17 protein-coding genes are annotated in these 24653 nt (G+C 56.5%); 10 read left to right on the top strand and 7 right to left on the bottom strand.

The genetic code is table 11. The features are described from left to right. Nucleotides 1–331 precede the first annotated feature (331 nt). From rpmH to JF70_RS08885, 8 genes are all read left to right on the top strand, one after another. Nucleotides 332–466, top strand: a complete 135-nt coding sequence (gene rpmH, locus JF70_RS08285; protein ID WP_015022700.1) for a 50S ribosomal protein L34 — start codon at nt 332–334, stop codon at nt 464–466. A 26-nt stretch (nt 467–492) separates the two neighbouring features. After that, a complete protein-coding gene (gene rnpA / locus JF70_RS08280; protein WP_082069472.1) occupies nt 493–999 on the top strand; it encodes a ribonuclease P protein component in 507 nt (168 codons plus the stop codon). After that, on the top strand, nt 996–1307 hold the full coding sequence (gene yidD / locus JF70_RS08275; RefSeq protein ID WP_045935960.1) for a membrane protein insertion efficiency factor YidD: 312 nt from the start codon (nt 996–998) through the stop codon (nt 1305–1307). The genes rnpA and yidD overlap by 4 nt, the downstream gene beginning before the upstream one ends. Nucleotides 1308–1309: 2 nt before the next feature. Next, nucleotides 1310–2332 carry a membrane protein insertase YidC gene (gene yidC / locus JF70_RS08270; protein WP_045935959.1) on the top strand — a complete coding sequence of 341 codons (1023 nt, stop codon included), beginning with the start codon at nt 1310–1312 and terminating at the stop codon, nt 2330–2332. Nucleotides 2333–2521: 189 nt separating this feature from the next. Beyond that, a complete protein-coding gene (locus JF70_RS08265) occupies nt 2522–3163 on the top strand; it encodes a Jag family protein (RefSeq protein WP_045935958.1) in 642 nt (213 codons plus the stop codon). Between the two features lie 462 nt (nt 3164–3625). Beyond that, entirely contained in the window at nt 3626–4510 is an 885-nt protein-coding gene (locus JF70_RS08890; RefSeq protein WP_082069471.1) for a 16S rRNA (guanine(527)-N(7))-methyltransferase RsmG, read from the top strand. A gap of 2039 nt (nt 4511–6549) precedes the next feature. Continuing rightward, nucleotides 6550–7497, top strand: a complete 948-nt coding sequence (locus JF70_RS08255; protein WP_045936252.1) for a ParA family protein — start codon at nt 6550–6552, stop codon at nt 7495–7497. Between the two features lie 4 nt (nt 7498–7501). Next, nucleotides 7502–9094 (top strand): ParB/RepB/Spo0J family partition protein, encoded by a 1593-nt coding sequence (locus JF70_RS08885; RefSeq protein WP_082069470.1) that lies wholly within the window; start codon nt 7502–7504, stop codon nt 9092–9094. 802 nt (nt 9095–9896) lie between these two features. On the opposite strand, the gene trxB is transcribed toward JF70_RS08885, so the two are convergent. Then, nucleotides 9897–10841, bottom strand: a complete 945-nt coding sequence (gene trxB / locus JF70_RS08245; RefSeq protein WP_045935956.1) for a thioredoxin-disulfide reductase — start codon at nt 10839–10841, stop codon at nt 9897–9899. A gap of 109 nt (nt 10842–10950) precedes the next feature. Here trxB and JF70_RS08240 point away from each other — a divergent pair, with 109 nt between their 5' ends. Then, nucleotides 10951–11301, top strand: a complete 351-nt coding sequence (locus JF70_RS08240) for a hypothetical protein (RefSeq protein ID WP_045935955.1) — start codon at nt 10951–10953, stop codon at nt 11299–11301. A 1281-nt stretch (nt 11302–12582) separates the two neighbouring features. On the opposite strand, the gene JF70_RS08235 is transcribed toward JF70_RS08240, so the two are convergent. From JF70_RS08235 to JF70_RS08215, 5 genes are all read right to left on the bottom strand, one after another. Further along, complete coding sequence (locus JF70_RS08235; RefSeq protein ID WP_082069469.1) at nt 12583–13785, bottom strand: D-alanine--D-alanine ligase family protein; 1203 nt, start codon at nt 13783–13785, stop codon at nt 12583–12585. Nucleotides 13786–13788: 3 nt separating this feature from the next. Further along, nucleotides 13789–15072, bottom strand: coding sequence for an aminotransferase-like domain-containing protein (locus JF70_RS08230; RefSeq protein WP_045935954.1), 1284 nt, complete (start codon nt 15070–15072; stop codon nt 13789–13791). A gap of 243 nt (nt 15073–15315) precedes the next feature. Then, nucleotides 15316–19545: a murein biosynthesis integral membrane protein MurJ gene (locus JF70_RS08620; protein WP_052690815.1), complete on the bottom strand. Its 4230-nt coding sequence runs from the start codon at nt 19543–19545 to the stop codon at nt 15316–15318. Next, nucleotides 19542–21755 (bottom strand): DUF6049 family protein, encoded by a 2214-nt coding sequence (locus JF70_RS08220; RefSeq protein WP_052690814.1) that lies wholly within the window; start codon nt 21753–21755, stop codon nt 19542–19544. Before JF70_RS08220 ends, JF70_RS08620 begins: the two co-directional genes overlap by 4 nt. Beyond that, on the bottom strand, nt 21752–22393 hold the full coding sequence (locus tag JF70_RS08215) for an NUDIX hydrolase (protein ID WP_420804943.1): 642 nt from the start codon (nt 22391–22393) through the stop codon (nt 21752–21754). The genes JF70_RS08220 and JF70_RS08215 overlap by 4 nt, the downstream gene beginning before the upstream one ends. 108 nt (nt 22394–22501) lie before the next feature. On the opposite strand from JF70_RS08215, the gene JF70_RS08210 reads away from it, so the two are divergent. Further along, a complete protein-coding gene (locus JF70_RS08210; RefSeq protein WP_045935952.1) occupies nt 22502–23926 on the top strand; it encodes a CCA tRNA nucleotidyltransferase in 1425 nt (474 codons plus the stop codon). 107 nt (nt 23927–24033) lie between these two features. On the opposite strand, the gene JF70_RS08205 is transcribed toward JF70_RS08210, so the two are convergent. Continuing rightward, the gene (locus JF70_RS08205) at nt 24034–24645 is read right to left on the bottom strand and encodes a LytR C-terminal domain-containing protein (protein WP_045935951.1); all 612 of its coding nucleotides are present in this window, start codon (nt 24643–24645) and stop codon (nt 24034–24036) included. Between the last annotated feature and the right edge of the window lie 8 nt (nt 24646–24653).

Here is a 24653-nt window from a genome sequence, read left to right as displayed (position 1 = left end):
CAGTGTGCTCCTCTCTTCTCGACGACGGATTTCCCGGTCTTCCTGCTTCTCTCAAAGTAGACAGTAGCCCATTGTTACACCGACTTTGCGCGGTTATCCACAGGATAGCGTGTTGTATCTGCGCCGAATGTGAATAACAGTGATGTAATTTGTGGATAAGTAAAGATGCTCTTTCTCCCTCTATGACAGGGTTTGCACAGGGTATGGAGCGGTTCTCGCCAGCTGGATGGCGGGAGCTCGTTTGACTCCGTCCCGGCTCATGTGTACCGTGATATAGCTTGACTCATAACGAGCCGTACTCGAGTATGTCTACACACGGGAGCAACGAATTATGAAGAGGACATTCCAGCCCAACAATCGCCGTCGTCACATGAAGCACGGATTCCGCGCTCGCATGCGCACCCGCTCCGGTCGCGCCCTGATCAACCGCCGCCGGGCCAAGGGTCGTCGGACCCTCTCCGCCTGAATCGGATCCCAATCCCTTTTCAGAAGGTGGAGCGGCTGAGGAGCCACCGGGAGTTCACGGCGGTGCTCAGGCGACGCCATCGGGTCAGCAGCAGGGATCTGGTCATACATTACTTGATACCCGGATCTGACCGGACGGCGACCCCGCTGCCGGTGACATCGGCTGTGCGTGAAGGGCGGCATGACATCCTGCCTGCAGGCAGACGCCGCATGGGGCTCGCTGTATCCAAAAATGTGGGTAAGGCTGTGACCAGGAACAAGGTCAAGCGCAGATTCAGGCAACTTGCCGGATCCAAGGAGGACCTGCTGCCATCCTCCTGTGATCTGGTCATGCGCGCCAAACCCAGCGCTGCCACGGCCACTTACAAGCAGTTGGAGGAGCAAGTGGATAGGCTCTTCCGTGACCTTATGCACAAGACCGGAAAGACCGCCGGAGGCCTTGATGCACAGGTACAGCCGGGGTTGCAGTTTGCCGACGGGTCCAAGGGTCAACCGATTCAACAGCAGAAAGCCACAGAAGGATGCAGGGCATGAGCGGCCTGGCATCCCGGGTTCTGCAGGGTGCAGTCCGCTGGTATCAGCGCCACATCTCACCCCTGTCGCCGCCGAGGTGCCGTTACTACCCGACCTGTTCCCAGTATGCTTTGACCGCTCTGAGGCGGTTCGGGGCCTTGCGTGGAACCATCCTGGCCGCTCTGCGGCTATTGCGGTGCACGCCCTTCAATAACGGCGGAATCGATGACGTGCCCCAGAGATTTTCCATCTTCTATCGGTTCTCGTGGTCCAAGGCTCATGAGGAGGCCCGGCTGACCCCCATGGCCCCAGACAAGGAGACGGCCTGACAATGTTCCAGAACAACGACACTTTCACTTTCGATACGGGCATATACGGCTTCTTCTACAAGATCCTGTACCCGATCGAGTGGCTCATGACCTACATCATGACCTACTGCCACAAGTTCCTGACCCTGATCGGGTTCCATAAGGGTCCCGGTGTGGCCTGGGCGCTCTCGGTAGTGATGCTGGTGCTGGTCGTCAACCTGTGCGTCCTGCCGCTCTTCATCAAGCAGTTGCGATCCATGCAAAAGATGCAGGCCCTGCAGCCCAAGCTGATGAAGATCCAGAACAAGTACCGTAACAAGAAGGATCCGGCTAGCCGAGAGGCTATGAGCCGGGAGACCATGAAGGTCTATCAGGATAACCATGCCAACCCCATGGGGTCCTGTCTGCCCGCGCTGGTCCAGGGCCCGGTCTTCATGACCATGTTCTATGTGCTTTCGGCTGTGCCCTTCATCGCCCGGGGCAAGCGGGCGCCCCTGGGAGCCTTCAACCGACAGGTGGCGCGAGAATTCGAGGAGACCACCTTCTTCGGGCTGCGGATTTCGGACAATTTCATGTCCGCACAGGGCGCGGGCCGCATAGTCATCGTGGTCTTCATCGTGCTCATGTGCCTGGCCATGTTCTACTCGCAGTTCCACAACGTCCGGCGGAACATGCCCAGGTCGGCCATGCAGGGACAGCAATACAAGATGCAGCAGATGATGGCCTTCATCTTCCCGGTCATGTACATCTTCTCAGGCATCTACTTCCCCTTCGCCGTACTGATTTACTGGCTGACCAACAACCTTTGGAATCTGGGCCGAACCCTCTTCCAGGTCCGCCATATGCCCACGCCGGGCTCGCCGGCCGCAGAGAGCAAGGAGGAGCGGGACCACCACCGTGAGAATGCTCGCCGCAAGCGTCAGGGGCTGCCCTCTTTGGAGGAGGAGCAGTTGATGGAGGCCAAGCGGCTTGAGGAGGAGGCCCGCAACAACAAGAACGTCTCCCACCAACGTTCTCAGCCCCACCGCAAGCGTCGCGGCCGTTGAGGCGGCTAATGGCAGTGGTGGCTGGCGTGATGACCCGGCTTTCGGTCGGGCGGATACTGGAGTAATCTGCAATCATCACGTCCGTGTATCCTCAATACTGGACACTCGATTGGTGACCAGGAATCCGACCAGGAATCCAGTGGACCTGAGGTTATGAATCGGATGTAAACGCGTGTAAGGAGAGCATAGATGTCTCAGTCTCTGGACCAGGGAAAGACCATCGAGCAACTCAATGAGGAGGCGGATGTCGCCGCCGACTATCTGGAGGGGTTGCTGGACATCGTCGATTACGAGGGCGATATCGAGATGGGGGTGCGCAACCACCGTCCGACCGTGCAGATTGTGGCTGACGACGACACGGATATCAGGCATCTGATCGGCAAGGATGGCGAGGTAGTCGACGCTCTTCAACAGCTGACGCGGCTGGCCGTGCAGCAGAAGATAGGGGAGCGCTCCCATCTGATTGTGGATGTGGACGGTTTCCTGCGGCGCAAGCGCGAACATCTTCGCGAGCAGGCCCTGGACGTGATTGACGAGGTCCGTGAGTCCGGCGAACCTGTCAATATGAAGCCTATGAATTCCTTCGAGCGCAAGATCGTCCATGACATGGTCCGCGAGGAGGGGCTGAAGTCACGCTCCCACGGCGAGGAACCCCACCGTTACGTCACCGTCTACCTGAAGGCCAAGAGCGAAGACGAGGACCTGCCTGACGATGTTGAGGATGAGCCAGTCGGGTATGATGCCCCGCTGGACGCGGATGAGACAGACCAGGTCGATGATTCGGCTGACTACCCGGCTGATGACGATCCTGCGGATGCCGATAGGCAGTGATTGCCGAGCCATGTAGGACTACGGGCCGATGAAGTACTTATGATGTCGGCTTTTTAGATTGGTCCACTGTTTGGCGCAATCGTACTGCCTAAGATTCTTGTGTTATTTACCAAGACTGTGCTATTTGGCAGGTGTATTGTGCCATCAGTCAGCTGTATAGTGCTGTCAGGCTCATGATGGTTGGTTTGCCATGCTGTTCGATTCCGATGCCCTCGGTTGGTGATCCTCTATCAGAGACTGCGCCTATGCTGTTTCCGATGGGATACTGATATTTGGCTCTCGATGCGCTTTTGCGGTTGAAAACCTCACGTTGGTAATAGCACACGTTGGTAAATAGTTTTAGGAATCCAACGGTTTTCGGTTCTGGCAGAGTGAAACCTCGCTGTATACGAGACAGCATGAGGCTGTCGTGGTCTGTGGCTGTAATTGACTGGGCGTCAAATGTGAATGTGAGGAGTTGAAATGGCTGTTGTGGATGATGAGCTGAGCGATAGTCCCCTCTTAAGCCAGGTGCTCGGCGATGCTCTGGTACCCATGCTGCGTTTCCACGACAAGATCTTGCGTGAGGGTGTGGAGAGGGGCATCATTGGCCCTCGCGATGAGGATATTATTTGGGAGCGGCACATACTCAATTCAGCTGCTATTGTCCCTTTCGTGCGAGAGCGATTGACCACTGACAGTCAGACGGCGACAGTGGCAGATATTGGTTCCGGTGGGGGCTTCCCAGGCATTGTACTGGCAGCTTGCCTTCCGCAGTGCAAGGTTGTCCTAGTCGAGCCAATGGAGCGGCGTGTAACTTGGCTGCAGGAAGTTGTTGATGAGTTGCACCTGGCTAATGCAGTTGTGCTTCGTAAGCGTGCAGAGGATCTGGCCCCAAAATCACCCCACGCGTCGACGCGGCATAACAAAAAAGGTTCACAAAGTCGCCGTCACGGTCGTCGTAGAAGCGAGGAACAGCCCGTTTCGGTCTACGGTCGTCGAGATTCTTCAACCTTGGCTGCAGTCAGAAATGATGACAGTCAACAAGATGTAAATGGCCATGACTCCTCGGGGGTAATGGGGAGAGAAGGTCTAGCAAACGCCGACTCCAATCCCTCAGTACCTCAGACTTTCGATGTCGTGACGTGCAGAGCTGTAGCTCCCATGACTAAGCTCGCCGGATGGACTTTACCTCTTTTGAGATCGGGAGGTCAGCTTATTGCTCTTAAGGGCCGTTCGGCACAGGCTGAGCTTGATAAGGCTGCTAAAGAGATAAAAAAATGTCATGGAGAGAATCCACGGGTTTGCCAAGCTCCAGTCGCTCCTGGTCTTGAGGATACTCATGTTGTTCTTGTGGACAAGCGCTAAAGCGCGACGCTTATATAACTTTTTTAAAAAGATATTATGTCGAAGACTTGGCTTAATAGAGAAAAAGAATTCTCTTGCTGAGAGAATACATTATCAACCCCTAGCACGGTGCCTTGCTGAATAACTGATAAGAAATGACTGATTAAGTCATACCAGATTTAATTGGTTTCTCCAAACGGGATTGACAGATAGATGATTGATCGAGATGGATCGATTGTTTGGTCATAAGGAAATGTAAGCATATCGTTGATTTATAGTGTCTGCCATGGATGTCTTTTCAGTCCGAATTCTCCTGGATTTTCTGAAATCAAGTCTAAGCTAGTGCAAAACATGAAAGTTTATCAAATTCTCATAAATACCATATTATTTGAAATAAGGATGTTCTGTCTCTTGAATATTGAGCAACACGCAGCGACTCTATTGTTTTGCCAGCAAGTATTATTCTATTCCGAGCTTGGCATCCATACATTAATTAGTTATCCGATTCTATGAGGTTTATCCTGGAATTGGATGTACCGCTACCCTTCCCATGTTGCATAAGACTCCCTGGAAATTGCGTCGTTTCGCTGCTTGGTGATCTATGAATTTACCTGTTTCATATACTCGACTGTTGTAGTTATTTTCGTCTTGCTGTAACCATATACATGTTTCCTCTACATCAGGGGAGTCTTTCGTGTCTAAATCTGAGTGTTGATCTTTTCGGTCTCTTTATCAACCGTATAGAGTTATGTCGTCGCTGCAAATGTATCAGGATTGCATGAATCGGCGTTTTATCCAGACTGAATCAGTTTTAGAATCAATCCTTACTATCAAACCTTCCCGCGGTATCTGGAGTAGCTTGTCAACCGAATGAAGCCGTATAAGAGATATTCTTCGGTTTGAGAGGCGGTCACTAAAGAATGTTTCACGTGAAACATCGTAAAATCAACAGCTGTATTGACCTGCAAAAGGTAGAGAGGGCTTTATTAATAACGAGCGTGATAGATCAAAATGACTTCGCTGACTCTTACGAGTAGTTATAAGAGTGACAGTATGTTAGGAGAGAATGCCATTTGCTGCTTTCCGATCTTGTGGGATCTCTGCACAGAACATTATTCAGCTTGAGCAGTTCTTAGTGTACGATTTCTGCATACAGATTGATCGTAATGTTTCACGTGAAACAATTGGTATTTAATTCAATAAATAAGTTTGTGTATTGAAGCACAAGCGAAAGAAAGTTGTTATATTATTAAAACCCATCATAGATAAGGTTGGCAATGGTCTGAATGCGCAGATGATTGTTCTTTAGCTATAACTTCATGGAGTTGAAGATAATTGCTGACTGGGCATAGTCGAATCTTGTTTAACAGAGTCCAATTCTCCTTTGAAAAATTAAACATTCAGTGTTGTCTACTCAAGCAAGTATCAGTTGGTGCTCGCACATGTACAGCTTTTGGAAATAAAAGGACAAAGCGAAGTACTCTGACCGTTTGAACTGACAATTAACTTTACAAGAATACTTCCCGGGCAACAAAGATGTTTCACGTGAAACACTATTCTGCTGTACTCTTGTATAAGATTTTCCATCTGGAGTTTAATTGGAGAGTTCCAGCAGCATATAAAACAGCATTCCAACAGGTGGATGCCATCATTGATTATAACCATGAAGGTTCCTGCTTATATTCACGACGTAGGAGATTTATTGATTCGCTATTGTTAAGTTATGCACAATTTAGACCCGGTGATCGAGTTATCCACATCATCGTTTGTATGCCGTAGCACTGGGCGTGATGCGGCAGAATTGTCAATAATTGCAAGGCAAAACCAATAATTTAGAGAAAGGGTCGATCTCATATGCGCTGATGGAGCTATCCACACTTATCCACAGTTATAAACAGTGACGGTGTATAACTTGCGGCCGTTCTGACATGTCCAACTAGGACGGGAAAATTGAATAGTTATCAAAAGGAGGAAGGTTCGTGACCGCGTCGAAGAAGGTGAAACCCGTTTCGAGAAATACCTCGGAAGTCGGTGAGCAGTCCACGCCGAACACATCAGGTATGGAGACGGCAACGGATATTCTGAATCGAATATTCGCTGACGGGACCGGTTCGGTGTCTGGTGCGGAGATGGCAGATCTATCTGCACGCTATCAGGCCTTACGCCAGGCTGAATTTCCTCACCCTACAAAGACCCGCTTTATTGCCGTTGCAAATCAAAAAGGCGGGGTGGGGAAAACCACTACCACCGTTAATTTAGCGTGTGCTTTTGCTGAATTTGATCAACGTGTGTTGGTCATCGATATGGATCCGCAAGGCAATGCTTCCACTGCACTGGGCGTGGCTCACGAGTCCGGGACACCATCAACATATGATGTGCTAGAGGGTCGTCTTGGTATCGACGACGTTAAGGTGGTTTCCCCTGAATTCCCGAACCTTGAGGTTGTCCCATCGTCGATTGATCTGAGTGGTGCTGAGCTCGAAGTTGCTGATATGCCCAACCGCAATCAACTCATGAAAAAGGCAGTTGCGGACTATCTCAAAGTCTGCCATCACCATTATGACTATGTTCTCGTTGATTGCCCGCCCAGTCTTGGATTGCTGGTTCTGAATGCCATGTGTTCAGTCAATGAGGTATTGATTCCAGTGCAAGCTGAATACTATGCCCTCGAAGGATTGCAACAATTGCTGCATACCATAGGGCTTGTTCAGCAGAGCTATAATCCCTATCTGGTAATCTCGACCATGTTGTTGACTATGTATGACAGACGGACACTGCTCAGCAAGGAAGTATTTGACCAAGTCAAGGCACATTATCCAGAGATAGTGCTTAATACGACCATCCCGCGCTCAGTCAAAATCTCTGAAGCTCCCAGCTTCCGGCAAAGCGTCGTCACCTACGATCCTAAAGGGGCCGGTGCTATCGCGTATGAAGAGGCAGCGTTAGAAATTGCCCAGAGGTCCGAGCAAGTGCTGGAACATATTGCCAATAGAAGACAGGGGGAGTGAGGACATGACAAGCCGTTCACGGTTGGGCAAGGGCTTGGGGGCTCTATTCCCCGCCCTGCCAGGTGAAGATGACGAAACCAATGCTGACAAAAGTCGGCAACAAGATAACGAAGTACAGAATTCAGGTAACAAGCAGCCTACTCTTCAAGGCTTGCCTACGGAATCGGACGGACAACAGCGCCAAGTGAGGGACGCCTCGGAAAAAGACAAAGCCAAAAGAGAACACAGTACTACGCATTTGGGTCGTGCAAGCTCTCAACTAGCGGCTACGGCAGCATCTTCTAAGAGCGGTCACAAACGTTCCAACACGGGACAAAGGCGTGTAAGTGTTTCTGAGTCTCTCGGTGCGGATGTTTCACGTGAAACATCCACTTCGAAGAGGACTACCAAGCGTCGGTCTGTCCCGTCCATCAGCAGCCTGGAGCACCCAAGCGATCTATTCTTTGGACCCACGACGACAAATGTTTCACGTGAAACATCGTCCATGGTGGAAGCGAGCGCGGGTGTCGACCGTCAGGCAAATGAGACTCGGCAAAGCACCAACCATGCAGGTGCTGTTCGCAATGGTAGCGAGCCAAATGAAGCGGGGGACAACAGCCAAGAGGAGTTGAAACCCGTCCAAGGCGGGTACTTGGCCGAGGTGCGTGTGGACGATATTAGGCCAAACGCTCAGCAACCACGGCAAATCTTTGATGAAGATGAGCTCTTGGAGCTTTCCCGCTCCATCAAGGAAGTTGGTGTATTGCAGCCCATAGTGGTTCGAAGATCAACTCTTGCAGACCTTCCAAGAAAAATCGAGGATAAAACAATCTCGGTTGACAGTGCGGAAAGTAAATCCAAAGCATTTGACATTGAGACCAGCAAGGAACAATCGAGTCAGGGTTTAAACCATAGTGAGGCGAAGCTGAGGCAAACAACCCATTATGAAATCATAATGGGTGAGCGTCGTTGGCGAGCTACTCGATTGGCTGGCCTGGACACCATACCGGCAATTGTGAAAACAACGAGCGATGACGCCATGTTGCGTGATGCCTTGCTCGAGAATCTTCATAGAGTAGCTCTTAACCCGTTGGAAGAAGCAGCTGCTTATCAGCAAATGATTGACGAGTTTGGCTTGACTCAGGACGGTTTGTCCAAGTCAATTTCTAAGTCCAGACCTCAGATCACCAATACACTTCGGTTGTTGAAGTTGCCCCCAAGTGTGCAGAAAAAAGTAAGCTCAGGTGTGTTGTCAGCTGGACATGCCCGCGCCTTGCTTACTTTGCCGGATGAAAAGTCTATGGCTGCTCTGGCAGACAAAATCATTGCTGAGGGTTTGTCGGTAAGATCAACCGAGGAACTTGTCGCGTTGCAGACAGGGCAGGCTAAGAAGAAAGCAAAAAAACCTAGGGTAAATGTCTGGGCGGATAGTCCTGTGCGCCAGGATCTGGAAAGTCACTTCGATACCAAAGTGGCTATTAAGGGCACTAAAAAGCACGGAAAAATTGAAATCGTATTTTCTTCGCCCGAAGACATGGACCGTATCGTTGCCATTCTTTTGGAGAAGAATCAATCCGCAAATAATGACATTCGTTCGGGCGATAAAGGTTGGGTTTGATACATACTTTGATCCCAATCTCAAAATGCGACTGTAAGGGTTGATCGACTAAACCCCTTCGTTAAGGCAAGCGATTGCTTCAAGCTCAGTCTGGTTTTGTCTGAGCTGATGAGCAATCGCTGTTTTTGTCTAAGTATCGGAATGATTCGGCAGTTATGAGCATGTACCATTCAAAGATCTCAGAGCCCGTACTGAAAGGTAGTATGAAATCTACATATTGTTGGCAGGGCGTGAATTGCGACACCTGTTAAAGAATTAGCGTGGTTATAGCGCCATGTAACTACTTCTGGGTAGATCGGTATCTCAAAGGCTCAGTATCTCAAATGCATAGCTGTCGATAAAAAGATGAGTGTGTTCAAGGGTGAGATATACAGTGAGTCGATGATTGATTAGCTGGTTGGCATTATCGAATAGTTGTTCAGGTATGTGTCAGTTGGTTAGTTAAGTTCTTCTGGCTTTTATGCGGCTTTTGAGGAGGAATGGCTCTTGTCCAACAACAAGTCAACCAACCTCAGCAGGCGAGGTTTGTAGGGTTTTCGATGTGGCAATAGGAGGGGAGGGGCCGATTGTAGGATGTCGTCTCAGTGGAACCTTTCTTTTATGTCAGCAGGGAACAATTGGAGCAGCTTTAGGATTTGTCGTGTTCCAGTTGAGTGAGATGTCCGGCTGCGGTCAATGGAGAACTAAGGAAACTTGACAGCCAAGAACTTGATAGACAGTTGTGCATAATCGATAAACGAAGTGCCTGGTAATTGTAAACTACCAGGCACGTGAATTCTTGTTTGCGGGGGCGTATCAGACCTTATCGGTTATCCAAACTCGTAAGATATTCCTGAGCATCCAGGGCAGCACGGCAACCCATGCCAGCGGCGGAAATGGCCTGACGATAAATCTTGTCGGTGACATCACCAGCGGCAAAGACTCCAGGTAATGAAGTCTTCGTTGACCCACCCTCGACCTGGATATAGCCATCCTGATCCAGATCAACTTGGCCATTAAGGAAAGCGGTCTGAGGGGTGAATCCAATGGCGACGAAAACTCCGTTGGCTGGAATGGTGGACTGCTGGTCAGTGGCTGTATTGTGCACATCCAAAGAGATAACGCCACTGTCGTCGCCGTTGATTCGCGTGACGACCGAATCGAGAAGGAAGTTGATCTTGTCGTTGCCCTCGGCGCGATCCACCATGATTTTTGAAGCGCGGAAGCCTTGGCGACGATGGATCAGTGTGACGGAAGAGCCGAAACGGGTCAGGAAGTCTGCGTCACCCATGGCAGAGTCCCCGCCGCCAACAACTACGATCGGCTTATCCTTGAAGAAGAAGCCGTCGCATGTTGCGCAGTAGGATACTCCTCGTCCTGAGAACTCGCGCTCGCCAGGAATATCCAATTTCCGATATTGCGAACCAGTGGTGATGACGACGACTCGAGCTTGGTATTCTTGGCCTCCATCGGTAGTAATTCGCTTGAAGTCTTGGTTCAAATCAACTGAAACGACATCATCATATTCTATCTGAGCACCGAAATGTTCGGCCTGATCGCGCATCTGATCCATAAGATCGGGGCCAAGCACTGCTTTAGGGAATCCTGGGAAATTCTCTACTTCCGTCGTGTTCATAAGCTGACCGCCGGGCGTTAGGGCTCCAGCAATAACGAGTGGAGCATATCCAGCTCTGCCAAGATAAATGGCGGCAGTGTATCCTGCGGGTCCGGACCCTATAACAATGGCATCATGAACAGTTTGCTTCATAACGCCACTGTATCCATTTAGGATGACTGGGCCACACGCGGTGGGCGAAAAGGGCGCTACTTATCTCACAGTCAGTCGGGTTCTGATAGGAGCAGGCTATCCTTGAACCATGGAGAAAACCGTGATAGTAGCCATCGTGACCAATATTGGGACGATTCTGGTGCTGATTTGGTTCATGCTCCGAGTTGATCGGTTGCTGCGGGAGCACCCCAGCCACCAAACAGAGGATAAGCGCGAGGATGACAGCTGGCATAGCTGGCGTTTTTGGAATCCTCCAAGTCCTGATGAGAATGGCGACGACTTGGAGGCTGATTCTCCGATAACAGACAAAAGCCCTGGGGCTGATGAAGATGTAACTGCTAGGACTGACGACCGGTATGCACCCGCTACTCAGGAAGGACCTAGTGAAAGTTCTTCACGCGTATCGGACAAGGGCGAGGAAAGCAGCAGAGACAAGTAAGACATATCTAGCCAGGCCATAACGTAGACGGTTCGAACGCTGTGGGGCGCAGTTTCAACGGTTAGCTTGATTTTGCGAAGGTATGGTCTTCAACGAGGACGGATGCGCTTGGATATGTGTGTGTACCCTCTGATTTGCAGGGTATCTATGTGCTTTTGTCTATGAGCTTCGCAGTGTGCGAGGGTGAGCAAACCGCGTAAGCAATATGACCCGATGGATTAATTCTGATAGGAAGATCGTGCTCTTAACGATGAGTATGTAAGACTCGGGGGCCAATGAAATGGTACAGCAATGCCGGTGGCGGAATGGCAATTTATTGGTGCGGACTCAGCTTTCGCTTGAAGTTCTTGATGGCCAAGTAGAGAGGGTTCGATTCTCAAAGATGCAAAAGCAGTGATGCATATATCTATATATATGCAGTCATGTCTACCTGACAAACATCTAGGCAAAGCATCCTGTGCTGGCTGATGCGGCAATCGTGGCGGTTGCGATCCTACGAAGGTTACGATCCTATGAAGGTTGTATTTGCTTTCATCCGGCCTATATCTTTATTCGACTCACGCTTTTAACAGGCAGGATTCGCCGTCAATCGTAAGTACTATGCCGTGTGGGACCCTCGTTGGAGTCGATGAAGCAAGTTGTTCGCCCCAGAATGTTTCACGTGAAACATTCGTTGCCGACCATGATTGCATGCATGGGTGTGAAGCGATAACAGCAGTCTGTTATAAGTCGAGTCCTGGAGAGTGACCGGCCAATCCGACCTCGGCAATTGATTAGACTGCAGCACTTCTGCAAGTCAGCCTTGTCAACAATAAAAACAGAGATCTGATTGAACATACTTTTGGGTCAACGTTGGCTTTGGCTGAGTAAAGGTGAAGTGGGGAGTAAAGGTGAAGCGGGGAGTAAATGGGAGGTGAAGCGTAAAGAGGAAATGGAAAGTCCAGCTTTACACATAGAGGGAGGGAGATAACCGACCATGGGTGGTGAATGGCGAACAACCGGCATATGATTGCCAGAGAAGAATGATAATCAGAATAATGAACGCGGAATAGAGCATCGGGTTTAATGATTGCAAACTGCTAGTCCATACTGTGTCAAACAGTTAGTGCACATGTGTGTAGGGTGCCCTCCTTGCGTACTATCTGCTGCTCTGCATGTATTTGCAAGCTGGGTATATTGCAGGTCCGCCTGTTGTATGGTGTGCAATTTGCGCAATATGCATCAGACGGACCCTATTTGTGAAAACCGAATGATAAACAGAGCCAGGCAGGCTTTGAAGTCTCAGTCGGTTCGCTTTTGATTCAAAACTGATTGAACCAATGCAGTGTATAGCTCCGGTAGGTTGTAGCCGGCAGCCAAGGCTGATTGTGGCAGAAGCGAGGTGTCCGTCATGCCGGGCGCCACGTTGGACTCCAGGAATTGTGGCTGTCCTTGGGCATCAACGATGAAGTCGGTGCGTGAGATGTCGCGGAGCCCCAGAGCCCGGTGGGCAGTCAGCGCGGCATCGCTCACAGCCTGTGTGGTCTTGGCATCCAGTCGGGCTGGAACGTAGAACTCCGTCGGGCCGGGCGTGGAGCGGGCCTCGAAGTCGTACGTGCCTGAAGGGGTCCAGATCTCCAGCGGAGGCAGAACCAGGGGGTGTCCGTCAAATTCGAGGATGGACACGGAGACCTCGGTGCCAGTGACGGCCTGTTCGATCAGGGCCACATCACCATAGGCGAAGCAGTTGATTAACGCCTGAGTGAGCTGGCTCTGTTCAGTCACCATGGTGCAGCCCATGGCTGAGCCGCCCATGGTGGGCTTGATGAAGAGCGGGAGTCCCAACGAACCTAGGAGCATATCGATAACGGGTTCGACTCCCAGCTCGCGAAACATGGACTCGGGCAAGGTCACGGAATGCGGAGTGTGCAAGCCGGCCATGCGGACGACGTTCTTGGCGATAGGTTTGCTCCAGGCGGTCCGGGAGGCCTTGGCCCGGGATCCGATGTAAGGCAGTTCCGCCATCTCCAAGACATCACGAATGGAGCCGTCTTCGCCGTTGGCACCGTGCAGCAGGGGCCAGACCAGATCAGGACGGGTCTTCTCATCGGTCAGGTAGGGCAGGAGCGAGCCATCCATGTCGTGGACATGGACCGTCCATCCGGCCTCCTCCAGGAATCCCTGGACTCGATGCCCTGAGCTGATGGAGACATCACGCTCATGGCTGAGGCCACCGCAGATAACCAGGAGGGATTTATCGGCACGCTTGGTGGCCTTGCTCGCCAGGGAGATGATATCGTCCATGGTGAACGGCGTGGCCTCACGAGTGGAGCGATGCGAGGTCCGCCTGGCTCTTTTGGTCACTTCGCCAGCACCCGTGGCCGCGGTGGTATCCGGGCTGGCGACTGTGGTCGCTGTCGCGCTCGCGGTTGTCTTGGCCTTGCCGGCTGCCGAGGTTTTGCCGCCGGTCTGCTGCCGTGGTGTCTTGCTGTGCTTGGCCGCCATGATTCAGCCCCTTTCCTTGCCGCTGTCGGGCTCGAACAGCCGGACGGTGGCGAGTTCGTTCTCGATGACCGTGGACAGTCTGCGTATTCCCTCCCGGATCCGATCGGGAGTGGGGTAACAGAAGGACAGGCGCATATGGTCCGCGCCCTCCCCATTGTCGTAGAAGGCTGTGCCTGATACGTAAGCCACCTTGGCGGTGATCGCCCTGGGCAGCATATCCTTGGCGTTGAGCCCTTGGGGTATCTTCAGCCAGATGTAGAAGCCACCCTTGGGCTTGAGCCACGAACAGTAGGGCAGGTATTCCTTCAAGGCCTCATCCATGGCATCGCAGCGTTCCTTGTACATCCCCCGGTAATCGTTGATCTGCGATTTCCAATCGAAGTTGTCAAGATAGGTGGTGATGGTCATTTGGCTCATGTTGGAGGGACACAGGATGGCTGACTCGTTGGCCAGAACCAGCTTCTGTCGGATGCCGGGAGGCGCAACCATCCAGGCCACGCGCATGCCCGGGGCGATGATCTTGGAGAAGCTGCTCAGGTAGACAATGCCCTCGGAGTCGTATGAGCGCAGGGCCGGATAGGTCTGGCCGTCGAAGGCCAGCAGTCCATAGGGATTGTCCTCCACAACGAGCACATGGTACTTTTTGGCGATCTCGATGATTCGCGGCCGCCGTTCGACGCTCATGGTGGCGCCGGCGGGATTGTGGAAGTTGGGCACGGTGTAGAGGAACTTGACCGCCTTGCCCTGGCGGCGCTGCTCCAGAATGGTCTCCTCCAGAGCCTCGGGGATCAGCCCGTCTCTGTCCATGGCCACGTTGACCACATCGACCTGGAAGGATTGGAAGACGCCCAGGGCACCCACATAGTTGGGCGCCTCAGCCAGCACCACATCGCCGGGGTCGCACATGATCCTGGTGATCAGGTCCAGTCCCGACTGGGAACCGTTGACGATGACCACATCATCCGGCTGGACGTCCTTGATGCCTTCCAGCTCCATAATGGGAAGCACGTCTTCGCGCAGGTGGGGATCGCCCTGTGCCGACCCATACTGCCAGGCCACCTGGCCCTTGCTCCGCAGCATGTCGCCAAGCTGGTCAGCCAACTTATCGAAGGGCATCCGGCCCAGGTAGGGCATGCCACCGGCCAGGGAGACCACCTCGGGCCGGTTGGCCACGGCGAAGAGGGCGCGAATCTCGGATGCACGCATCTGCTCGGCTCGTGTTGCATAGGAGCTATACCAAGGATCGTTCTTGATGACCTTGGACGCAATATTGGGATCATCCGCCATAACTGACTTCCGCCTTCCTGCCGCCGTTGTCTAAGGAAACTGTATTACCTGCAGGCGCTATGTAGGAGGAAATATCCAACACATTACCATTTCGGTACACCCATGGTCTCGGCATATGGATGGGTAGCCAGTCATGCCTGGCTGACGGGTTCCATGGGGCCTGCAGGCCATTGCGGTCGACAGATGGTTTCCGGGTCGACGTCGGGATGATTTGCCTTTGTTGTCGTCGACCCATAGTCATGCTCAGAAGGCCTGAACGGAAGTGAAGCGCAGGCTGTTTCCCGGCATGCCGTCCATGGGCACCCAGATGACCAGGTCCTGAGTCGTCACCGGCTCGCGCAGGGTGACCTGGGTAGTGCCCGAGGCATCGAAGCTGAAGTCTGCCAGCGGCTGTCCCTGGTTGGGCTGAGCCGCTGTGGAATTCGCATAGACCTGAGCATGGCCACCGCTCTGAGGCGCGACGATGGTCAGGCGGGAGACCTCTTCCGGTTGGGTCAGGTGCATATACCATCCATAGCCCTGCAGGCCGGCAGGCTTGTTGAGGAAGAGTTGACGACTCGTCTTATAGGCCGTGGTGTTCTTGGGCTTGGGCGGGTCGGGAACCTTCCCTGCCTCCTTGTCAGCGTGGCTGACCTTGTCGTTCCCAGTATCGGCGCCGGCCTGAGCCTGATCATCGCCATCGCCGTTGCTGGAGGGAGATGCTTCCTCGCTTTCATTGGTCTTGCCGGGGAAGGGCACGTTGGACATGACCGGCCAGCCCCCCTCACTTTTACCGACCTTGGATCGGGACCCGGTAATGGTCGAGAGGGCCCAGACCAGGGCCACCACAACGATTACGGCCGCTATGGCGATGACCACCGAGCGAGTTGTGAAGCGGCCGAACAGACGGGTGTCAGCCATATCGGCCTCATCGTCCAGATCCTTATCCTGCTCATCGTCGGGAAGAACCGAGTAAGTCACCGGCACAGGCATGGAGTGGATTTCAGGCGTGAAGCTGGGGGGCAGCGGCTCCATGACTGTAGTCTCCTGCTCCTCCTCGTCGAAATCGTGGCTCTTGGAGGATTGGGTCGCTTGGCTGGATGCCTTGGTCCTGTCAGTAGCAGCGGCAGAAGGAGAGTGTCCACTCCGGGCTGCAGGTTCTGCATTGCCTCCCACATGAGATTTGGTGGCCGCAGCGTCTGTTTGGCGCGTCTGCGAACCTCTGCCGTCCTGCCAGACGCTCATGTTGGATGTTGCCCTGGTGGCCTGGCTGCTGCCGTCCGCCGCACTGTTCTCCTGGCCGCTGGACTTGTGGAAGTCCCACTGGGAGAAGCCTCGCTCCACGGGATTGTTGGCAGTCACGCCGTTGCCGCTGAGAGCCTCGGACGGTTTACGCTGATCGTCTTTGACGGTCGGCATCCGTCCGGTCACAGCCTTGGACTCTTCCTCATCCACGGCTACGGGTCTGGCCGCCGTCGCCCTGAGTGCGCTCACGTCCATGGCCGCGGTCTTGCGGGAGGAGCTGTTCAGCGAGCGCAGCCGCTGGCGTTCGTCAAAGAGCGAGAAGAGGTCGGTATCCGTATCCTCCGGATTGAGCATTTCGATCTCGCTGCGGCCGGGGAAGAGCAGTTGGTTGGTCTTCCAGTGCGGCTCATGGTGGGATACGGTCTGCGTGGCAGGCAGGGCCGAGGAGGTCAGCCCCGCGGGAAGAGGGAGTACGTTCTTGGGGTCCACTGGACGCAGGGCGACGGACTCGATGGAGGCGCGGCCGTCCAGTCCGGGCCAGATCAGATCGCTGTCGGTCAGCTCCTCAGGCGGAACCCAGGGGCTGAGCAGGGCCGAGAGCTCCGCCAGGGTGACCAGCGGAACCGGCACGGTTCCCTGCTCATTCGCCAGGCCCAGCCCGCGCATGCAGATGATTTTGAACTCTTCCGGGGCCTGCTTGGGCAGCTCCTGCAGACTGGGCTGCCGTCCGTCCTGGTCGGGTCGGCGCGTCAGCATGGCATAGAGCACGCCGGCCAGCTCTCGTATGGCATACTCCTCGTTCGTCAACCCCGTCTCAGTTGAGACTGACGGGTGCTCGAGCATAGGCGATATGGGTGCATCTGCCAGGGTGATCGAGGCCGGGGCCAGCCTGATGGTGCTCGTGGAGACCGCATAGTCGACCATGCCTGCGGCATGCAGGGTCCGCATGGCCTCCGTGACCTCTCCCATGATGGTGCCGATGGCCCGGTCGCTGAGCGTTTCCCCGGCGGGTCCGTGCATGTAGTCCCTCAGGGACATGCCGGCATCGGGGGCGGTGACGATCAGGGAGACCTTGTCACGAGTGTGCAGCTGATAGACAGGGGTGAAACGGCGATCCTTGCTCAGCGCCAGGCTTGAGGCGTTGATGTTGATCCGGTCCATGCAGGTGGAATCCCCCGCGATGAAGAGCTGGCAGTCCCTGTCCAGGACCTTGTCCTTGGCCCGCCAGGCGCTCAGACCGTTCGCGCGGCGGAGCAGGGTGACCAGGGTGTATCTGCCGAGGATGGTGTCTCCGATATGCGCGTTCATGGTTGCCGAGCTCTCATCAGAAGTGGGGCGCCGCCTGTAGTCGGCGACACCGTGGTGGACCTTGCTGTTCCTAGGTACAATCCTAACGGGTTGCGGAGTCGGGGGAGCCGGTGGAGGTCCGGCTATCGCGGATTCTCCATCAGCGTCGGACTCACGGGCCTCCTCGAAGTTCTCCAGTGCTGCGTCCATGCCGGGCAGAGCGGAGTCGGGGGAGGAGGAGTGCACCACCCTGACCGAGCGGTCGGCCAGCCGGGAGGGTCGCTCCTGCAGTGCGTCCAGGCTGCGGACGGGGTGCCGGGCTGTCCTGCCCAGCCGACGGGCCAGATCGACCAGGAGCTGGATGAATTCCTCAGTGCGCAGGGCTACCAGGGTCACGACATAGATGACTGCCGTCAGCAGGGTGATGACCACGCAGATGAAGAGCGCCTGCACCCAGCTCATGTGACCCTGCCGACCCTGAATCCAGGCGCCGACCAGATGGGTCACCGGGGTTTTGACCGTCAGGGCGGCCGCCAGGGCCAATCCCGCAGCCAGGAAGGCCTTGGCGTAGGTGATAAGAATCCGCCGCTCGTCCAGGTTCCCTTGGAAGGGGCTGCGCAGCATGTGGGCCAGGACGGGGAAGCTGAGGAGGCTGCTCAGTGACAGGCTCAGTCCTACCATCGCCGCCCAGTAACGGGGAGGCAACAGGCGTATGGATACCAGAAGCACTGCCACCTGGATGGTGTTGGAGACGGCTGCGAAGATGAAAGGATGCCGGCCATCTTCGAAGGCGTAGAAGGTGCGCTGAATGAGCAGGAAGGCGCTCGTGGGAACCAGCCCCAGGGAAAGCGTTATCAGCGGTCCTGAGATAAGGACAGACTCGTGCACGCTTACCGAGGGCAGCAGGGCTCGGGTGATGGGCACTGGAATGGCCAGGAGGACTGCGGCGAAGAAGAACATGACCAGTCCCACATTGCGCAGGGCCTGGCTCAGATCATTGCGGGCATCCCCGATGCGGCCGTCGGAAACCGCCTTGGACAGCTTGGGGAAGAGGGCCGTGCTGACCGAGACGGCCACCAGCGAGTAGGGCAGGATGAAGATGGTGTAGGCGTTCTGATAGGAGCCGTTGCCGGCGATGTCAAACGGGTTGCCCTCCAGGGGGGCGCCGTTGTTGACGCGGGCATTGACCACGTTGGCCAGCTGGTTGATGACGACCACGCACATGCTCCAGGCCGCCACTGAGCCCATGGATCGCAGACCGATTCCACGCAGGCCCCAGCGGGGACGATAGCGGAAGCCGCTCATGATCAGGGGGATGAAGAGGACCAGCGCCTGGAAGGCCACTCCCATGGTCCAGGCTCCGGCGGTCAGGGCCACCTTGCCGTTGTCCCAGAAGCCGACCGGCTGATTGCGGGCGTTGCCGAACAGGAAGATGAAGGCCAGGAAGCCCAGGCAGCTGATAACGTTGGCACCCACCGAGCTCCAGGCGTATGCGGTGAACCGGCCCTTGGCGGCCAGGATCTGCCCCAGGACCGTGTAGAGCCCGTAGAAGAAGACCTGGGGCATGCACCAGAGCGTGAAGGAGTTGGCCAGGGCCCGCTGTGCCGGGTTCCACTTGGAGTTCAGATAGATGGTGGTCAGCACCGGAGTGCCCAGCATCAGCAGCAGGGTCAGCAGGGCCAGGAGGACCATGGCGACCGTGATCAGCTTGTTCAGCCGGTCTGCTGCGTCCCGCTCCTTGAGGGTACGCACAATCTGCGGGACCAGGACGGCGTTGAAGATGCCGCCCGAGATCAGGGTGAACATGACCTGAGGGATCATGGCGCCGGTCTGGTAGGCATCGGCCGCGATCCCGGTGGTGCCTATGGCGGCTGCCAGCAGGATGGTGCGGATCTGCCCGGTTACGCGGGAGGCCGCGGTGCCCGTGGCCATGATGGCGGAATTGCGCCCTACGGAACTCATTCGTCCGGGTCCTTCGTACGGTGGAACTGCCGCCAGAGCCCCAGGAGTCCCAGGAGCACGGCGATGACAATGATAATCAGGCCGCTCATGTCGCTCAGTCGCAGATTACTGGTGATCTGAGCACGACGCACCTGGCCGAATGGACGGCCCTGGCTGTCCAGCAGGCCGATGTCCACGTTGGCTCTACCGGCTGCCGCCACCCTGACCTTGAAGGTTACCTGAGCCTCGGAGCGGGCGGGAATGACCGCCTCCGCCATGCGCGAGGTGACGATCTCCATGGAGTCGGTTCGGGCGCTGATGCGGGCGTGGACAGGATAGGGGTGGCTGTTGCTGACGGTGACGGGCATGGAGGCCGTCTCGCTGACGACGTTCAATGACTCGCTGGGCGTGATGCTGATCCCGTCCAGGAGCCGTCGGGATATGGCCTCGGCCTGATCGGCCAGTCCAGAGGCGGCTGCGGTTCCCCCCAGGGACTTCAGGGCCAGGTCGTCGTGGGCGGCGGTCAGCTGGCTCAGCCACTGATGCGGATCCTTGGGCTGGCGGGCGGTGGTGTCGGCATCCTGGCGGGCCAGGGCCTGGCTGTCGGTCTTGCCTGCCGAGGCGCTGGCGGTGGGTTGGGAATCATGCCTGTCGTCAGCCAGGATGGAGGTGGCGAATCGGTCGATGTCAGCCCGGCTGGCGATCAGGGAGTCCAGGGTGCCTGTCGGGCCATCGCCATGTCTGGCGTTGCCCTTTGCGCTGCCGGGCTCCAGGGCCTTGATCAGACCTGACGACCCGCCGGTGAAGTCTGGGGCCTGCATCAGGTCGTCCATGGACTTAAGGCTGATCCATGGAGCATGCTCCAGTTCGGTCATGATCCGGTCCGCCTGCTGGGTGTCCTCATCGGCGTCGAAGCAGACCAGGAGGGAGCGTTCGGCGTAGGGCTGCTCCATCTGGTAGAAGGCGCTCTGAGCTATGAAGCGCGCCGTCTGCCCGGCCTGGGTCTGCTCACCGGTGGCGCGTGTGGAGCTGGGGTGGCCCTTGGCCAGGTTGCTGAGCTCGCGCTGGGCCGACAGGACGGTTACCTTTCCGGCCCTGGTTTCGATGGTGTACTTGCCGGTGTGGGCGGAGGTGCCGGCGCCGACTTCGAAGCCCTGGGGGGCGATGACCGTCTGATAGCCGGCACGGCGGGCGGCGGTGATGGACTCCATGGTCCACTCCTGTCGGCCCTGCCAGGCGTATATGCCAGGCGCTGCGTCAGCATAGAGCTTGGCCGCGGTCTTGGCACTCCAGGACTCGGGGGTGACTCCGGCCTGGGCATAACGGTCCTGATTCTGGGATGCATACCCGGTGATGTCGAAGTCGGCCGGCTGAATCAGCCCTTGGATCTGGGGACGGTTGGCGAATGCGGATAGATAGACCGGGTCGCCCAGTGCCTGCAGGGACCCGTGCTTGGACAGCAGCTGGCTCCGGTCCTCCTGGCGGCGGGCCCCCTGGCGGGTCAGTGTCACGCTCCGGTTTTTATCGTTGCCCGGGCCTGACGCGGATTCGGCATTGGACTGGGTCATCAGCGCTGTCATGGCCTTGTCGTCAATGTTCCAGTCCGAGGAGGTCAGCGGCAGAACCATGGTCAGGGACAGGGCGGGGGTGCCTGCAGTGGGCAGGCCATCCCAGGTCCGCGTAAGAAAGGTGAACACGTCGCCCAGGACCCGACCCTGATCGTCGCTCAAAGAGAGCCGGACGGGCTTGGGCCCCCAGCTGGTCATCTTCTTGATCGCGTCTTGATCAGCCGGTACGTTGACGGCAACCTCGGTGCTCTGCCCGGTCGGGATTGTCGGTACTGCCTGTGTACCCAGCACATCCGGGGTGGGGATGCGGGCGTGGCCTTCGGACCAGGCCTGCATGTCGGCCCGGGAGCTGAAGGAGTAAAGGGCGCTGGTGGATACGCTCAGATGGGCATTCTCCATGGGCTGGTTGGCGGTGTTGGTCACCGCAGCGCGCAGGGCGTAGCCGGACTTGTCGGTCACCACTGGCGTGGACCAGCGCAGGGCCACCTCGGCCGAGCTCTGATGATTGCTGGCTGCCAGGGCTGGTGCTGGCCGCCAGGGAACCATCACCAAGGCCAGCAGAAGGACGGTCACCAGCAGGATCCGGGCCCACCGGGTCCACCGATTGAAGGCATGAGTGTGCTGGCTGGTGCGCCCGCCCGGGCGCAGGGGGGTCTGGATCATGGCTGTTTTTTGTACTTCCTCGCGTAGAGCCAGGCTATTTTACGCTCATTGGGGTAACTGAGCACCGAGGTCAGGTCGGAGAAGTCCACCCAGATGGCATCTTCGGCCTCATGGTCAGGGTCACCCTCCACGCTCAGGGATCCGCCGATCATCCGCAGGACGAAATGATGAACCAGCTTGTGTACCCGCTGGTTGGTTCCGGTGAACCAGTAGTCGATGGTGGCGATGGAGTCGGTCACCCTACCCAGTATCCCCGTCTCCTCGTGGACCTCGCGCACCGCCGTCTGCTCGGGTGTTTCCCCCTTCTCGATATGCCCCTTGGGCAGGCACCATTCCAGGTGGCCCGAGCGGGAGTGCCGGGCGATGATGGCCACCCGGTCATGCCGGTCGAAGATCAGTCCGCCTGCCGAATACTCGCGCACCACCGGCAGCTCCTGGGCATCCAGAGAGGCAAAGGTCGAAGGTCCTGAGGCATGCTTATGCCGGGGCATGAGGGCAGGTGTGGGAGCGTCATCCTCGGTCTGTATGCGCTCGCGGACCTGCGGATCCAGACGTTCGCTTACAGTCTCCACCAGGTGGTCCAGCCCCTGCTGGCCGCGGGCATGGATATCCGCAGAGTCGGCGCTATGTGCAAGCATGCGCGCCATGTCCGCGGGCGTAATCATACTCCAACTTTACGTAAGGTAATGTGCAGGTGGGGTAACGGTATGCTAGTAGGCGCATCAACTCCGTAGGAAAGGGTGAGCGTGGATTTCCAAGTCTGGCCGGAGGCCATCGAGCTCGGGCGCCTCTTCGCCGAGCAGGGTTTTGAACTGGCGTTGGTAGGGGGTCCTGTACGCGATCTGCTCCTGCACCGGCCCTCCCACGACCTTGACTTCTGCACCTCGGCCCGGCCCGAGCAGTTCGAGCCCATCCTGCGCCATTGGGGGTCGGGCTTCTGGGACATGGGGCGCAAATTCGGCACCCTTGGCGCGCTGCGGCGGCGTCCTGACGGTACCGAGGTCAAGGTGGAGGTGACCACCTACCGGAAAGACACCTACGATCCCGATTCCCGCAAGCCCGAGGTGGACTACGGGGACAGTCTTGAGGGAGACCTTTCCCGGCGCGACTTCACCGTCAATGCCATGGCCCTGCGGGTGCCCGACTTGGTCTTCGTGGACCCCTACCGGGGGGCCAACGACCTGGCCAAGCAGGTGCTGCGGACTCCAGTGGATCCCCGCCAATCCTTCGACGACGACCCCCTGCGGATGATGCGGGCCGTGCGGTTCGTGGCCCAACTGGGATTCACCATAGCCCCGGAGACCGCAGAGGCCATCACCCGCATGACCGATCGAATCAGCATCGTCTCGGCCGAGCGGATTCGCGACGAGCTGACCAAGCTCATGCTGTCCGACCACCCCGTCCAGGGCATCGAGGCCCTGGTGCAATCCGGCCTGGCTGACATCGTTCTGCCCGAGGTGCCGGCTCTGCAGCTGGAGATAGACGAGCATCACCGGCACAAGGACGTCTTTGAGCACACCCTGATGGTGGTGGACCGGGCCATAGCCCTGGAGACCGGACCTGACGGACCTGTGCCCGCCCCGGACCTGACCCTGCGCCTGGCCGCCCTGCTGCACGACATCGGCAAGCCCGCCACCAGACGCTTCGAGCCCGGTGGCAAGGTCAGCTTCCATCATCACGATGCAGTCGGAGCCCGGCTGGCCCGCAAGCGCCTCAAGGCCCTGCGCTTCGACCACCACCTGATCGCCGACGTCTGCGACCTGATCTCCATGCACCTGCGTTTCCATGGCTACGTGGATGAGCGGTGGACCGATGCGGCCGTACGCCGCTATGCCCGAGAGACAGGACCTCTATATGAGCGGCTCAATCGCCTGACCCGGGCCGATGCGACCACCCGCAACAAGCGCAAGGCCCAGGTTTTCTCCTCCGCCATGGACGAGCTGGAGGACAGGGTGGCTCAACTGCGTCAGCGGGAGGATCTGGATGCCATCCGGCCCGACCTGGATGGACGACAGATCATGCGGATTCTGGATCTTAAGCCCGGGCCGCAGGTGGGGCGTGCCTATCGGCACATGCTGGACTACCGCCTGGATCATGGCCCGGTCGACCGGCAGACAGCCGAACAGGAGCTGCGGGACTGGTGGCAAAGAGAAGGCGCCGACCAAGCCTGACCTAGGTCAAGCCTTTCCTGGATGCCCTTGTCAGGAGACTGCGGAAATTGGTGACGGTTATTGTGGTCGCGTCGTGTTGAATACGGCAGTATGCCGGATTGGCAGCGTCAGGCCTTGGGAGCCTTGGGCAGGTTCTTCATGGAGGAGGGGTCGGCCTGGCAACCCTTGATGGCTTCGATCTTGCGGCCTACGACAGAGTTGCTGTCCTCGTCGTCCAGATCGGTAAAGGTGGCCCCGATGACCACGTCGACCAGATCGTCGTTGCGGTCGTCCATGATCAGAACCGCATCGTTGAATTGGGATCCCACTGTGTAGCCGCGGTCAATGGCTGAGGCTCCGAAGCGTATCTGGGTGCGGGCGGTCTCGGTCTTGCCCGGATAGTCCGCCACATCCTGCATGTTGAATCCCCGATTGCGCAGGGCAGAGGCCAGGGCAGTGGCCAGACCGGACTTGTTGGTTCCGTTGAGCACCCGCACGCGGATGTCCGGATGGTTGACCAGCTTGGCGTTGTCGGGCGGACAGGGCACAGCGACCCCGTAGTTGGGCTTGGCGATGGTGGCGTGTTCGGCGGTATGCCCGATGGACCCGAAGATGATCAGTCCGCAGATGATCAGGATGGCTACTAGGGCGCTGACGACTATGGTGAAGACCATCTTCTGCCGCCGTCGCACGAACTGCCTGCGGGCCTCGCGTTCGTCGAGTGGTTCGGGATTCGTCATGTTGCCTA

This window comes from Bifidobacterium mellis (assembly GCF_000967265.1).
GTDB lineage: Bacteria > Actinomycetota > Actinomycetes > Actinomycetales > Bifidobacteriaceae > Bombiscardovia > Bombiscardovia mellis.
The sequence above is the reverse complement of the archived record's forward strand: the minus strand, read 5'-3'. Positions and strand labels throughout refer to the sequence as shown.